This window comes from Westiellopsis prolifica IICB1, assembly GCF_004323185.1.
GTDB classification, from domain to species: domain Bacteria; phylum Cyanobacteriota; class Cyanobacteriia; order Cyanobacteriales; family Nostocaceae; genus Pelatocladus; species Pelatocladus prolificus_A.
The window spans coordinates 433,686-448,974 of the sequence record NZ_NAPS01000003.1 but is presented as its reverse complement, the minus strand read 5'-3'; the positions used below and the strand labels follow the sequence as shown (position 1 = coordinate 448,974).

General features: G+C 39.5%; 10 protein-coding genes. 7 read left to right on the top strand and 3 right to left on the bottom strand.

The window, feature by feature from the left end:
• Positions 1 to 4: 4 nt before the first annotated feature.
• A complete protein-coding gene (locus tag B4U84_RS27075; protein WP_044446497.1) occupies positions 5 to 268 on the bottom strand; it encodes a hypothetical protein in 264 nt (87 codons plus the stop codon).
• Between the two features lie 742 nt (positions 269 to 1,010).
• Positions 1,011 to 2,327, bottom strand: coding sequence for a ParB/RepB/Spo0J family partition protein (locus tag B4U84_RS27070; protein WP_044446499.1), 1,317 nt, complete (start codon positions 2,325 to 2,327; stop codon positions 1,011 to 1,013).
• A 1,388-nt stretch (positions 2,328 to 3,715) separates the two neighbouring features.
• Between B4U84_RS27070 and B4U84_RS27065 the strand changes: the two genes are divergently transcribed.
• From B4U84_RS27065 to B4U84_RS27035, 6 genes are all read left to right on the top strand, one after another.
• Positions 3,716 to 6,013, top strand: coding sequence for a heavy metal translocating P-type ATPase (locus B4U84_RS27065; RefSeq protein WP_131121239.1), 2,298 nt, complete (start codon positions 3,716 to 3,718; stop codon positions 6,011 to 6,013).
• A 223-nt stretch (positions 6,014 to 6,236) separates the two neighbouring features.
• Positions 6,237 to 7,538 carry an SUMF1/EgtB/PvdO family nonheme iron enzyme gene (locus B4U84_RS27060; protein WP_242677726.1) on the top strand — a complete coding sequence of 434 codons (1,302 nt, stop codon included), beginning with the start codon at positions 6,237 to 6,239 and terminating at the stop codon, positions 7,536 to 7,538.
• Positions 7,539 to 7,969: 431 nt separating this feature from the next.
• A complete protein-coding gene (locus tag B4U84_RS27055; protein WP_044446503.1) occupies positions 7,970 to 8,197 on the top strand; it encodes a Nif11-like leader peptide family natural product precursor in 228 nt (75 codons plus the stop codon).
• A 1,260-nt stretch (positions 8,198 to 9,457) separates the two neighbouring features.
• The gene (locus B4U84_RS27050) at positions 9,458 to 12,256 is read left to right on the top strand and encodes a heavy metal translocating P-type ATPase (protein WP_131121238.1); all 2,799 of its coding nucleotides are present in this window, start codon (positions 9,458 to 9,460) and stop codon (positions 12,254 to 12,256) included.
• 279 nt (positions 12,257 to 12,535) lie between these two features.
• Complete coding sequence (locus B4U84_RS27040) at positions 12,536 to 12,973, top strand: universal stress protein (RefSeq protein WP_044446506.1); 438 nt, start codon at positions 12,536 to 12,538, stop codon at positions 12,971 to 12,973.
• Positions 12,974 to 13,108: 135 nt separating this feature from the next.
• Positions 13,109 to 13,609 carry a universal stress protein gene (locus B4U84_RS27035; protein WP_131121237.1) on the top strand — a complete coding sequence of 167 codons (501 nt, stop codon included), beginning with the start codon at positions 13,109 to 13,111 and terminating at the stop codon, positions 13,607 to 13,609.
• A gap of 15 nt (positions 13,610 to 13,624) precedes the next feature.
• Here the strand turns inward: B4U84_RS27035 and B4U84_RS27030 are convergent, their stop codons facing one another.
• Positions 13,625 to 13,843, bottom strand: a complete 219-nt coding sequence (locus tag B4U84_RS27030) for a hypothetical protein (RefSeq protein WP_131121236.1) — start codon at positions 13,841 to 13,843, stop codon at positions 13,625 to 13,627.
• Between the two features lie 40 nt (positions 13,844 to 13,883).
• Here B4U84_RS27030 and cax point away from each other — a divergent pair, with 40 nt between their 5' ends.
• Complete coding sequence (cax, locus tag B4U84_RS27025; protein WP_044446574.1) at positions 13,884 to 14,993, top strand: calcium/proton exchanger; 1,110 nt, start codon at positions 13,884 to 13,886, stop codon at positions 14,991 to 14,993.
• Positions 14,994 to 15,289 lie beyond the last annotated feature (296 nt).

The window sequence follows — 15,289 nt, the reverse complement described above, 5'->3', positions numbered from 1 at the left end:
TTAATTAATGACATAACGGGAGCAAATCAATGACATTATTAAAGCTTGTGAAATAGTCTCGTATTGCCCTAGCAGCAGCACCTGTAAATTCTATCCATTCATAGTGGTAGAGATTAGATGAGATACTATCTTGTTGAAACAACGTTGCAGTGGGAATTGCAATCAACAAACAAACACATTCTTCTTCAGATCGGACTCGATCTTGTAATCGAATAGCGGCAATATAGTTTGTGTTTACCACAATATTATCAATTTTGATGAATGCCATAGTTTTGTTAGCGCAAAATAAGTTGATTTGAACCCTATGCGACAATGTCATTTAATGTTTATTAAATGCAATACTTTTAAATCTGTATGTGTTTACAAAATTGTAATCTATAAAACTTACTATATTGAAAGAATGATAGTTTAGTAATTTCTAACTTAACGCTAGGAGATACTAATGGGACTTGATGAGAATTATGATAGAAATTAATTTAAAATGTGTGTGGCAGTCTCGTTTGCATTCTAAAAACTTTGTGAGAGGAGCTAGTAGGAGCATAAAACATTACATCCTTTACAGAGTTAAAAACCAAGCCGGACTTTGTTAAAGATGCAAGTGTCATGTTTTTATATGCTCTAAGTAACTTTCGCGAGGGATTCACAGCTTACTGAGAATTGCCATATTACCATCCTTAACAGGAGCAGCATTTAGCAAAATCGGGGATGTAAAGGTGTAATACCATTTCACGTTAATCACGATACACATAAATTTTGTACCAGACGCGATATATCGCATCTGGTACAGGGTCTGTATTTGTATCAGATTTTTTGTGAAATGGTATAAATCCATTGTTGTTTGTTATTGGTTAGTCCCAACTAACCAAAACAAAGCAGACAACTAGCTATGGCTGTATAGCTACACCTTTACACTCCATTTTTTTGGGGATTGGGGATTGAGGATTGGTAATTATCCTTGTCCTCCTTCCCTTGTCTCTTGGGTGAATAATATCTTGGAACGCAACTTTTGCTTAGGCTCTCACCGCTTGTTTCCCTGTCCATCGCTGCCAACGCACAATCGCCTCATTGACTCGCTTAGGATTTTTGTCTCCAGCAAAACAAATCCGTTTTAAACGTTCACAGGAAATTAGCACTTCACCATATCCTATAGAAGGGGTGATGACAAAACTACCGGGTTTGGTGAAAAAGCTTACTAAATAAGAAACGATACCTTCAACACCCTCAATGTTAGGATTATGATTTGGTTTGAGCAAAGATTCTTGGGAGAAAATAGCAGTGTATATATTTCCTATAACTAATTCAAATCTAAAGGGCATTTGACTGTATTTGCAAAGATTGTAGATAGACCCCTGAGTACACATCACAGCTACAACGCGAGCTTCATCTACTAAGTAGTCATGTTTCCAAGAACAACAAGGAGGAGCGATCGCTAATGCAGCATTGGATGGTAATAGTTGAATAAAATCTTCATCAGTGGTCTCTCCGCAATAAACCATGTGTCGGTCTAGAATCCAGACTTCGTCAGTCTGTATTTGAATTTCATCGGTTTTAATATTTTTTGATACCCGTTGAGTTGGCTTGCTAGACTCTTTGGCTTCCTTTTGAGCCATAGCATTTTGAAAAGCAAGTAATTGAAGTTGTTTTTGTTTCTCTCTTGCCTGTGCTGCTAGCTTTTTTTGCCTTTCTAGTTCGGCTCTTTTTTGTTGTGCTTTAGCTTCTTCTGCTGCGATTTCTGCTTGTTCTGCCTCTTGTCGTTCTTTACCACCCGCCCTAGCTATTTTCAGTAACGCTGAACTATTCCTAGCAATTGGCGTCGCTTTAATCATTTCTTTAACTTCTGGAACGATGTTTCTAGCAATTTGTTTACCATACTGTAAAGTGCGCTCTGTATAACCTATTTCTTGTGCCAACTCCAATGTAGTTTTCGGTGGTGGTGAAATATTTTCACCACCTTTTTGAGTAAACTGATTATCCCCTACCTTTGCCCTCAGACCCATCCGTTCTAGAATCCGCTCACGTTCTAACCATAATTCAGACCGTTCTAGAGCATCTAATTCGCTACGAATCAAATTTTCATCGATTTCCGCTAGACGAGTATGGTCTTTGTCTTCGCAAGTAATAATATGACACTCAATCTCTTGAAAACCAATTAACTTACAGGCAGTGAGACGGTGCAAACCTGCAACTAGATTGAAGTTTTGATCTAAAGTTATAGGGTTTAAAAGTCCACTAGCTTTGATAGACTCCATCAAATCAGCGACTTTTTGGTCATTGAGAGGACGCCTGTTAGGGAGAATATTGACACGATTAATGTCAATGAAGGACATAACATTCTTTCTCTATTAATCCAAAGTTTAATCGAAGTGTGATTGGTAAAAATATACGCGATCGCATTGTATCATTAGCAAAACTCGCCCAAAAACTTAAGAAAAAGTTAAAATATAGAACTTTGTATCTAGATTAAGTTCGGATCACAAACTAATTCTTTGAGCAAGTGCTTTATGCACTGAAAGCAAAGAGAGATAATTTTCCAACTAGTACAGCAGAGCAAAAAGTAAGTATCTAGTTGAAAACGCTTAAAAAGCCTCGTTTTTCATCAAAATTCTTTACTGCCGACTCCATAGCAGCCTTCTTGTATTAGCTTTGTTAAAGTATTTTGATAGCTTCAGTTTTTCGGCCCTTCAGTACTTGTTATGCTAAATCAATCCGCTAAAAGCCTGAAAATACTGCTGTACAATAAAAACAGGCATTATTTTTAACATTTCGGGCATTGATAGAGATTTAGGCGTTTAAACCTAGATTTAAAACCCAAATTTTAATGTTTAACGCTCTTCCATCACTCTCATGAGAGGATAATTTAAAACCCTTGTGGTACAAGACTTTTACCAAAAACATTAATTTCAGCCATTTAGTTAGAAAATAAACTCTCAAACCCTTGTCCCATCTAAAGTTTAAAAATTGGGCTTGATTTTTCTCCCAGCAAAGTGATGGAAGAGCGTTAACTAACAATTTGGCATATTACGTACTGAAGAACTAGTTTTTATACTATAGCAATCCTAATTGAGTTGTGAGAAAATACGGAATCCCAGATCCCCGACTTCTTTGAGGATGCAGCTGGCGAATAGGGGGTCAAACCCCTCGTTCGCCCACAAATTGGTTGTAGAGACGCGCCATGGCGCGTCTCTACATCTGGTGGAATGACGAAAAATCGTCGATGAGGGGTGTCACCCCTGATTCGCCAGCTGTATCCTCAAAGAAGTCGGGGATCTTGCCTCTCACGAATGATTTAGGATTGCTATATAATCTATTTAAATATAATTCATTCAAAAATAATATACTCTCATTGGTAGATATTTGTAATATTTCTATCTCTCTTAAGATACAAATGAGATGTCTAATATATCGGCTTCCTATTTGATTTTTGAAAAAACTCAGTACACTTCTTCCCCCATCTCCATTGCCCCTTGGCCCCTAATCCCCGATTCCCATCTTCACGAGTAGGTTCACCAAATCAAATCAGATTGCTATAGTTCTGCTGTGTTACTAAACACTAATTGTTGAAACTCAGTAAAACTTATATATTTAATCGGTAATTTGAGACTCAATCAGGAAGCAATCGTTCCTAAGATAGTTGTAACAAAAGGCTACTTCTGCCAAGATGTTAGTAAATTTATTAAAATTCTTTAAACCCGATTCATATCAAGGGTAGAACAATATGAAATTAGTTACAGAAACAGAATCTCTTTCTTTAGAGAAGCAGATTGGAGAAATAGATTACCAAATCATCCATACTACTAGCGGTCGCTTCCGGATTAAAATTCCTCGATTATCTCATGATCTACAATATGCCAACCAACTAAGTTGGTTGATTGAGTCCTTTGACTTCATCATTAATGTTCGCATCAATCCAGCAGCAGAATCATTAATCATCCACTATCAAGAAAACCTCGTTTCTAGCACTACAATTCAAGAAAGCCTCCTGACAATTATTCAGCAGGCAGCATTAGCTGAAACTTCGTCAACAATTACACAGACTAAAACAGAATTAAAATCAGCAATCGAATGGGTAGTAGAGAGAGTTGGGATGCCTATCTTTAGTTTGGGATTAGCACTCCTGGCCCAGCAACTCCTGCCTGTTCCACCTTTACTTTTAGCAGGAGTGGTAGCTGTTGCAGCAATTCCGTTTATTAATCGAACACTCGAAATGATGCTTAAGGAGCGTCGTTTAGATGCGGATATTCTGGATATCCTCTGGATGAGTTTTTATACAATCAAAGGTGACTTTGTCGGTCCGGCATTAATGGTCAGCCTCATAGAGTCAGGAGATGTACTCAGAGATGCTACTGCCCGTGCCAATGAACAACAAATGTTAGATTTGCTGCAAGGAGTAGATAAGTACGTCAGGATAGAACGGAATGGACAAGAGGAACGTATTCAATTAAATGAGGTGAAAAAAGGCGATCGCATTGTTGTTTATGCAGGTGAGACAATTCCCGTCAGTGGCCGAGTCTTTAGGGGTAATGCTCTGATCGATGAACATAAGTTAACGGGTGAATCTAAGCTAGTTTCTCGCTCAGAGGGACAAGTCGTACATGCTTCAACCCTAGTATTACAAGGTAAAATTTGTGTCCTCACAAAACGCACTGGCAAGAATACTCGCCTCGGCCTAGCAGTGCAGCTGATGCAATCTGCACCAGTACATGATACTCGCGTGGAAGATTACGCCTCTAAAATTGCCAATGCCCTAATTGCACCTACCCTATTATTAAGTGGAGCCATTTTTGCCTTTACACAAGATGTATCACGAGCGCTTGCTCCCCTCCACCTTGACTTTGGACACGCCATTCGGATTGCAGTTCCCACAACTGCACTTGCAGCCGTCACCTATGCTGCTCGTCACGGAATTTACATCCGCAGTGGTCGAGCTTTGGAAATGCTAGCACGGCTAGATACCGTTGTTTTTGACAAAACTGGAACCTTAACTCAAGGAAATGCAGCAGTCGTGGCGATTGAAACTGCACAGGAGCAAAATTCATCCCAGGAAATTCTAGCGCTTGCCGCTTCTGCCGAACAAGGTAATTCCCACCCCGTTGCTGATGCCATTATTCGCTGCGCTGAAGAAAATGGAGTTGAAATTAAAGCTTCTACTATCAAAGACTATCGTATTGGGTTAGGGATTGTTGCCCTGATCGAGGATACAAAGGTTTTAGTGGGTAGCGAATTGCTCCTACAACAAGAAGGTATTAATTTAGATGCCATCCACAAAAAATATCCAAGCTTGAAAACAAGCACTTACTCTGTTGTTTATGTGGCTAAGAATAATCAACTACTGGGGGCTATTTTGTTTACCGATCCTCTGCGTTTAGAAAGCACAAAAGTTGTTAAATCTTTACAATCTCAGGGTATGACAACTTACATGTTAACAGGAGATAATCAACGTGTAGCAAATCATGTCGGCACTCAATTAGGCATCAGCCAGGATCACACTTATGCCGAAGTATTCCCTGACAAAAAAGTTGAAGTTATCTGTAGCTTAAAAGACAGAGAGCGGAGGGTGGCATTTGTTGGTGAAGGTATTAATGATGCTGCTGCCCTTGCTCATGCCGATGTCTCAATATCTTTTCTGGAAGGTAGTGATATTGCTCGAGAAACCGCTGATGTCATCCTTTTGGATAACGATCTGCGAGGCATCACCCATGCCATTGCCATTGCTAAACGGGCAATGGAAATTATTTATCAGAATACAGCGATCGCTGCAATTCCTAATATTAGCGTTGTCCTCGCAGGAGTTTTATTCGCTCTAGATCCAGTGTTAGGAGTAATTATCAGCAATGGTTCAGCCTTACTAGCAGAACTAAACAGCTTCCGACCTCTGTTTGAGCCAGACACAGATCCCAACTCATATATGGTAGACGAATCCTCAATCTCTACGTTTGCTAATTCTAACGAAGTCAGTACTTCCAGCAACACCAAAAAAAAGACAACCACTATTTATGATTTATTGCCTACTTAACACATAAAATATGTGACAATCGTAATATCGACTCTTAATACCAACTCATTGTAACGATGTACTTAATAATTACCCCGACCTCAGGTGTCTTCCCAAAACATCGAGAGGACTACAGGGGAATAGAATTAAGCTCAACTTAAATATAGAAATGGTATAAGCAAGTCAATCAATTTTAGATTTCAGAGCACCGTCAAAATTTAATTCAGGTAAAGAGGTGATCATCATGCCTCGCTGCCCCATCTGCCAAAGCAAGTACATTCAAAACAAGGACGATTACTGTCCTTGCTGTAATTGGAATCTGCCATCTTATCCATTTCCTATGGGGTGGATTCCAGAAATAGTCCAAAAAGAAAACACTAGATTGGCTTGGGCAAAACAAATATGGACAGCCTTTAAGTTAGCCCAAGAACGATTAAAGCAAGCACAGATCCAGCTTGAGCAAACAAATCAACATGCATCAAAAATTCGTTTGCAGTTTGAACAAAGCTATCAAGAACGAGCTGCTCTTACTGAAGCCTTGCACAAACAAGAAGCCAAACTTACACTATTGCAGGAGCAGTTGCAGCAATCGACTCAACAGATGGCCCAACTGCGAACTGAACTAGATAGCATTAAACAAGAGCGCAAGCACAAACACACAATAGTACCCCACTTCCAATTACAGAAAGTTTCTTCATCAGTCAAATTACAAGAGTTTAGCTTTGAAGTTGTGACCTTAAACAACTTGGGACGACCAATCAACTGCTCTATCAACAAGGCACAATATTTTCAAGAACATCTTAAAAATAGCGTCTTTTTGGACATGGTTTACATCCCAGGAGGAACATTTTTGATGGGATCTCCTGAGGATGAATTAGGTCGAGAGAGCAATGAAGAACCCCAACATCCAGTTGCCCTTCAACCTTTCCATATAAGCAGATTTCCTATCACTCAAGCCCAGTGGCAAATAATTTCCCAACTTCCCCAAATCAACAGATACCTCAATCCAGATCCCTCGAATTTCAAACATCCAGATACTCCTGTCGAGAAAGTCTGCTGGTATGATGCCGTTGAGTTTTGTGCAAGGCTTTCCCAACTCACAGGGCATAATTATCGACTACCAAGTGAAGCAGAATGGGAATTCGCCTGTCGTGCTGGAACAACCACTCCTTTCCACTTTGGTGAAACCATAAGCTCTAACCTCGCTAATTATGACGGTAGCTATACTTACGGTTCTGAAACAGAAGGGCCATACCGCCAACAGACTACCCCTGTTGGGTATTTTCAAATAGCCAATGCTTTTGGACTATCTGACTTACACGGCAATGTCTGGGAATGGTGTGCTGATTCTTGGCATGAAAACTATCAAGATGCACCTTCTGATGGCAGTATTTGGGAGTTGAATAAGTTTAATAACTGTCGTGTATTGCGAGGTGGAGCGTGGTATTGTCTTCCTGCCCTTTGTCGTTCAGCCCAACGCCACTGGGATCAAGCAGACCATTCAGGTAGTGGTATTGGTTTTCGAGTAGCCTGTTTTACAATCTAAATCATTAATGATTCAATATATAGGACTCCGATTTGATGTTTGCAAAAAACTTAGTACACTTCTTCCCGATCCCTAATCCCCTATCTTCACGAGTAAGTTCACCACATCAAATCGGATTGCTATAGTTATTTATCCTTAATTTATGATATAAGAAAAATTGAGAGTAAAACTGTAAAACTCAAGTTTTCAGAAATCAGTTGCAGAAGCAGCTAAATGGTTGGTTTTCTTTTGTACATTTTCAATTTTTGTCTAGCAATTAACCTATTTAGTAGTTTGTATCTTTACATAAACAATATCTAAGTTATCGAAATATATATTCATGCAACTTAGATATTGATTTTTTAAGGTTGATCATCTGTTTACCTAAGCTTAAATCAAAGGATGATGAACTTGTATTTTCTGTTTTTCAATAGAGAAAAGTGAGGATCAACGTGTCGCCACAACAAGTAAAACAATTCCATCAACTAAAACAATTTCATCAACTAGTTCTTCAAGATTCTTCCCTAAAAGAGCGTTTAAGAGTAGCGACAGACCAAGCCAGTCTTGTGAGCATAGCAGTGCAGTTAGGAACTGAACTGGGTTATAGCTTTACCTACCAAGAAGTCGAAGCATATATTGACAAAAATATATTAACTTTGATGAGGCAATTTTTATTCTAATATCATCAATTCACATGTTTTCGGAACCATAGCTATTTATTTATAGCAATCCTATTTAATTTGTGAGAATCGCAAAGCCCAGATCCTCGACTTCTTCCAAGAAGTCGGGAATCTTGTCTTTCACAAATGATTTAGGAATGCTATATAGGGCTTGCTGAATAAAAGTGTAAGGTAATCCAGATAAGGGGTTAAACTCTTTTTACATCAAGTAAGTGCAAGGTTATAACTAAATAAATATTAAAAATAAATTACTTAGTCTATTTAGCTACAAACATATATTTAATCACACTTTTTCAACTACTGTAATATTTTGCGCTCTTTATTAGCTTTTTATGTGTTTACCCAGTTATACCATTTTAGATTTTGGAAAATCGAATTGACACTTGCTGTCTGTACCCGACTTCTATCAATCTATATCAATCATTTTGGGAATTGGTATTAGCTGCAAGATATGAGATCTACTTAGCGCTTGGAGCATAAGAAAAAATAATAGTTATGCAAGAGAAATATTACACTATAGGTGCAGAAAAACTTGCCTTCCTACGACTATGTATGAACAAAAATCTTAAAAATCATTATATTTTCAGAAATTAGTATATTTATCTTGAAATAATCTATTTTTGCCAGCATTTATCTGCTAATCTCAGCAAATAGTTTCTAATGCTTTCTATAACTACTATATGGAATCAAATTTCTTGTATAAGAAAAACTATACTAATTCATAGCATAATGTGTTAAATTTAAATTTTCTTTTAAAATCGATGAATTACTTAAAATAAAGTTAACAAAACTTCCTATCTTTATATTTGATTTTTTATGTAAACTCTTATTTAATGAGAGATAATCTAAAAAGTAGAAACACACATCACACTTCTACGCGTAAATCATTTCTTGTGAAATGGTTGGTTCACTACTGAGACGACTGTTTAACTCGTCTCAAAAAAGGAAGGTTGCTAAAACTTCTATATTGCTTAGGTTTTGGTAATTAGATGATTGTCTAACTATAAAGAGTCATCAACTTCTTTTATCGTAAAATAAAAACGTCAATTAAATTAAAAAATGACTTAAATTTTTCAATAGTTAATAGTTCAAAGCTTGGTTAAAAATCCCACCAAACTTTGATGTATTCATGATTATTCAGGAAACTAATTCAAGGTTCCTGAATATGTAGGTACAAGCTATAAAGACTTGCAAAAATGTACAGCAAGTTATTGTCTTAAAATTTGTACCTCGGACAACAACTCAATTTAGGAGTGCTTTATGACGGTTACAGCAGTTGCGGATAGATTTGTTATATCAGTAGAGGCTCACTCCAGTCAGGCAGAAAATATCCATTACCAGGTTGTGCATTGGATACCAGGACGTTTTCGCATCCGAATTCCTCGGCTACATGAAGATGAAGAATACACCAACAAACTTAAGTACGTTCTTGACACAATTGAATTTGTGACGGAAATCGAAATCAACGCCCCAGCTAGTTCCCTAATAGTCGGTTACAAACATCAATCAACTGCAACTGCCATTGCCATAGTTCAAGAAAAGCTATTCACTGCTATTCAACGAGCATCTGAGGTTGAAGTTCCCCTTGGATGGACAGGAGAAGATGAAGAGAAAAAAGCTGATAATGAGGTTGACTTTGTAGAACGATTAGGATTTCCGATTGCTGGTTTGGTGTTGAGTGTAGGAGCACTGGCCGGCTTGCCAATCCCTAGTTTTGTGATTGCAGGTGTTGTATTTATTGGTGCCATGCCAGTCTTTAAACGAGCATGGGAAGCAATTCAACAAGACCGTCAACTGACTATTGATTTCCTTGATGGTTTGGCAATCTCCTTACATACCCTCCAAGGACACTACTTTGCACCTTCGTTTATGTTGGGTTTAGTGGAAGGCGGTGAAGCGGTTCGGGATATGACTGCTCGCGGTAGTGAACGGGCAAATCTCGACTTGATGTCTTGTTTGAATAAAACCACCATCGTCATTCGCGATGGTCAGGAAGTAGAAATCGACACAAAAGATGTGGTACCAGGTGATCATGTCCTGGTGTACCCCGGCGATCAGGTTCCCGTTGACGGCATCATCTTGACGGGTACTGGTATTCTTGACCAGTGTAAGTTGACTGGAGAATCGGTTCCTGTGGCTCGTCGAGAAGGTGATGAGGTGTTTGCCTCAACACTGCTAGTGGATGGTAATTTGATGATATTGGCAGAGCGGACTGGCAACAACACCCGTGCTGGTGTGATTGTCAACTTGATGCAAGCTGCTCCCGTACATGATACCCGCGTAGAAAACTATGCGGCGACGGTGGCAAATCAGTTTGTGCTACCTACCTTGTTAATTGCTGGTGGTGTTGGACTTGCTTCAGCCAATATGAATCGGGCTGTTGCTCTGTTGACACTAGACTTTGGTACTGGCATTCGCGTTTCCGTCCCCACAACCATCCTCTCTGTACTTACTTACGCCGCTCGTAATGGCGTCCTCATCCGCAGTGGTCGAGCTATTGAAATCTTGGCAACCATCGACACCGTTGTCTTTGACAAGACAGGAACATTGACCATCGGACATGCAGGTGTCAATGACATTGATATCATGGATGACCGTTTCACCAAGGATGAGGTATTGTGTCTAGCTGCTACTGCTGAACAAGGGCTGACTCACCCCATTGCTGAAGCGATAGTTCACAATGCCAGAGACAAGGGACTTGTTTTCAAGGAATGTGAAGAGTGGGAGTACAAAGTTGGTCTGGGTGCAGCAGCAAAAATCGATGGAATGCAGATCATTGTCGGTAGTCCCCGGTTCATGACTCAGGAAAACGTCGATCTAAATGAATATGATCGCTGTTATCCAGATGCCAAGTCTGGAGGACAATCTCTGGTATATGTGGCAGGTGATGGCAAACTTATAGGTGTGATTCGCTATAGTGATCCACCACGGGAAGAAAGTAAGGCAGTGATCAAGGAACTAAAGGAAATGGGCATCAATGCTTATATGTTAAGCGGCGATGTCACACGAGTCGCCAGAGCGATCGCAGGCAACTTGGGCATGAATCCTGATAACATCTATGCAGAAGCTTTCCCAGAGAAAAAAGTCGAAGTCGTCAAAGGATTGCACGACAGTGGTAAAACCGTTGCTTTCTGCGGAGACGGCATCAACGACTCAGCAGCTTTAGCATACGCCGATGTTTCCATCTCCTTTGCGGGTGCAACAGATATTGCACGAGAAACCGCTGATGTGGTGTTGATGGAAGACGACCTACGCGGCTTAATCATGGCAATTAAATGTGCTCGCCAAGCAATGGATATTATCTGGCAGAATACAGCGATTGTGGCAATTCCTAACCTCGGCGCTCTACTTTCAGGCATTTTCTTTGCTCTCGATCCAATTTTGGCAGTCGTCATTAATAATGGTACTGCTATTTTGGCAGAACTCAACGGTCTGCGTCCACTCATGGGGCCGGGTGATGTCACTCCATTAGGACATACACTCAGTGCTGCCGAAATAGCCCAAGAAGAAGATCGGCTTCAGCAGCATCAACCCACATCCACATCTAACCAAGTTTTACCAACCTATGATGTGAAAGTTGAAGAGGTTCTTGTTTCTTCTCAATTGCAATCTGAGGTGAAAGACAAGCTAGCTAATACCAACGGACATAGCAACTCTGAAAATAGCAATGGTCATAAAGAAAATGCTGCGATCGCTCTAAATGGAGCAAACGGACATAGTAACTACGAAAATAGCAATGGCAATGTTTATCAGGAAAATGCTGCCATCACTTTAAACGGAGTAAATGGTTCTCAAGTCAAGAGCCAACCAACCACAGTTAAGGCTGCAAAACCTTCTGAAAATAAGACAGTACAACTAAAGCAAAGTGAATTAGCAAAACGTTTAGGATTATCTCCGCAATCACTAACACGTCATCGTTCTAGACCTGGTTTCATTGAGTGGAGCAGAATCCAAGACCCAGAAGATGTTGCTTGGGCATACGAACCAACAACTAAGTCTTTCTATGTAGTTGATTCCGTAATCTACGGAACACAATCACCTGCTGAGAGTTTAGTTTAGCTAGAGAGAGCATGGGATATCCATAGGGTGTCCCTTTCTCGTATAAAACAATTTTGGATTTTAGATTTTGGATTGACCCTACTTATAGGATCTAAGAATGAACTTACACTCTGAAAACAATAAGCTTGATCAAGCTAAATTAGGATTCTACAGTTTTATATTCAAAATGAACTCATATATAGCAAACAATGAGTTTAGCAAAATCAACTTAGAACCCTGCAATTGCAAATTTGCAATGAACTCATACCTAGAAAAGAATGAGCTTAATCAAATATTTGTATGTTCCAAAGAATTTTAGTGGCGTTAGATCATTCAGCAATGAGTCAGTATGTCTTTGAAGAAGCACTGTCTATTGCTAAAGTAACCCAGGCACGTTTGATGCTACTACATGTTTTGTCGGATTTAGAGATTGGCTATCCAAATGTCAAAAATCTAGATGAACATTTAGATAAATGGGAAGAGTACAGTAAAAAGGGACTAGAACTATTACAAACCCGTCAGAATATTGCCGCTTACACAGGTGTTAGTACTGGTTTCACTCAAATTCCTGGATCTGCTCCCTCCACTATCTGCAAGCTTGCTAAATCTTGGAAGGCTGACCTAATTGTAGTTGGACATCAAGGAATGTCTCCTCTGCAAGACCTAGTTTTGGGAAGTGTTAGCAACTACGTAATGCACTACGCACCATGTTCGGTATTAACCATACAAACAACATAGCAATCAATAGTGCTAAGTAGATCGCCATAAATAAAACTGTCGTCATTAGCCATTGGTCATGGGTAAAAGTTTCAAGCCCATTCCCTATTCCCTGTTCTCCGTTCCCTTTTATATTTCATAACTTGGGAGATTATTATGCTACACAGAATATTGGTTCCGATTGCTAGTTCTGACACCGTTGGTAAGTGCCTTTTTCAGGAAGCACTCGACCTAGCAAAAGTAACTAGGGCAAACCTGAGGCTACTACATGTTCTATCTTTGGACGACAAAGATACCCCCGGTATATTGTTATTAATGAATACTCCAGAAAGTAAGAAACACTGGGAAAAGTTTGAGAAGCCCGGTTTGGATCTACTCAAATCTTTTGCAAATCAAGCAATTGCAGCTGGCGTACCAACTGAGTATTCTCAAAGTTTAGGTAGTCCTAGCCGCATTATTTGCGAAACAGCTAAAACTTGGGAAGCGGATTTAATCATAATGGGACGTCGGGGAATTTCTGGACTTAGTGAATTGATTTTGGGTAGTGTTAGCAACTATGTCACTCATCATGCACCTTGTTCAATACTAATAGTGCAATCTTCAACTTCAACTAAAGTTGAAAATCTTAAAGAAAGTCAATTAGTAAATACTTTTTAATTCAAAAATCAAATATTATCCCCATAGTGTTTGTATATTATCTTGAGATGCTGCTTCTGTTACAGGATTTTTTAGATTGGGAAAAATTAAAAAACTAGGGGTGTGAGAGTGTAGAGGAATTAGCACTAACGCTTCTGACTCGTTTGTTGAAATCAAATCTAATTCTTCCTCTTGCACTCTTAGACCCTCTTGTTGGTCAAACAATAAAACTTTAGAGTAATATATGTCAGTCACTAAATCTAATCAAGAGACATTGAGCTCAACCAATCGCTTCATGTCCCGTAAAGATGCACTACTTTTACGGATGCTGATTTTTGTACCCATCTGCCTGATTTTGAGCAAACTGGATGTCAATCCATTGATTGTCTTTATCATGGCGGGTTTGGCAATTATCCCCTTAGCAGCCTGGATTGCCAACTTTACAGAAGCGATTTCTACTCGTATTGGCCCCACCTTTGGCGGTTTACTCAATGCAACCTTTGGCAATGCGACTGAAATGATTGTTTCTGTAGTTGCCCTGCAAGCTGGACTTATAGAAGTAGTCAAAGCTAGTTTGATGGGATCAATGATCGCAAATCTATTATTAGGTTTGGGTTTTGCTCTCTTCTTAGGTGGATTGCATATGCCGAAGCAACCTTTTCAATTGAATGCAGAAAACCTTGGTACTGTTGCTCGGGTTAATGCCTCTCTGCTTAACTTGGTGGTTGTTTTCTTGCTAGCACCGACTGCAATTGAGTTGACTTCTATTTCTTTACACCTAGAAACAACGAATGATTTTTCCTATATTGCATCAGCACTCATGCTCATCTGTTACATTTTGATGCTGTTGTTCTCAATGAAAACCCACAGTTATCTTTATGGATTAGATGAAGATGCTGAACCTGAAAGCTACGGCAGTGAAGCTAGAGGATTGTATAAATTAAAGCTCCATATAGGACTACTTTTGGGAACAACAATAGTTCTACTATTTGTCTCTGAAGTACTTGTAAGTAGTTTAGGAGAAGCGATCGCCACCACAGGTTTGACAGAGCTTTTTACTGGAGTCATTCTTATTCCTATGTTTGGAGCAGCAGTCGAAATCATTACCTGCGGTATTTGCGGTACCAAAAATAAGGTCGAGTTAGCGTCCTCAGTCGCGATCGGTTCCAGCTTACAGATTGCAATGTTTGTGACTCCTATTTTAGTTTTTGCTGGTTTGATTATGGGTAAACCAATGAACTTGGATTTTGATAACTTTACAGTTTTGGGGTTAGGCATTGCAGTCTTAATGACGAACTCTGTCAAAACCGACAGACGCGCTAACTGGCTGGAAGGAATATTACTTTTAATAACTTATGCTATGCTATCTACTGCTTTTTTCCTGCATCCTTCTTTAGTAGGCTAGTTGGATGGCTAAGCCAGGAAGTCACCCTCCTGACTCGGCTACAAAACCCAATCCTTTAGTCAGATATTTTGTAACAAAAGAGTGAAAAGTTGAACTCTCCTGGATTTGAAAAACCAGGATTCTGAACGGATGTTACTTCGTGGGCTAAAGCCACACTGCGTAAGGTTGTCTTGCCCCAAAGGGGCTTTGACTGGTTCAAACAGTCCTACCCGCCTCGACCATTTCTGGCTGTACGGATACTTTGGGTTAATTGTCTAGCACACACGTTTTGTTTTTGGAGTTTTTCATCCTGTGGT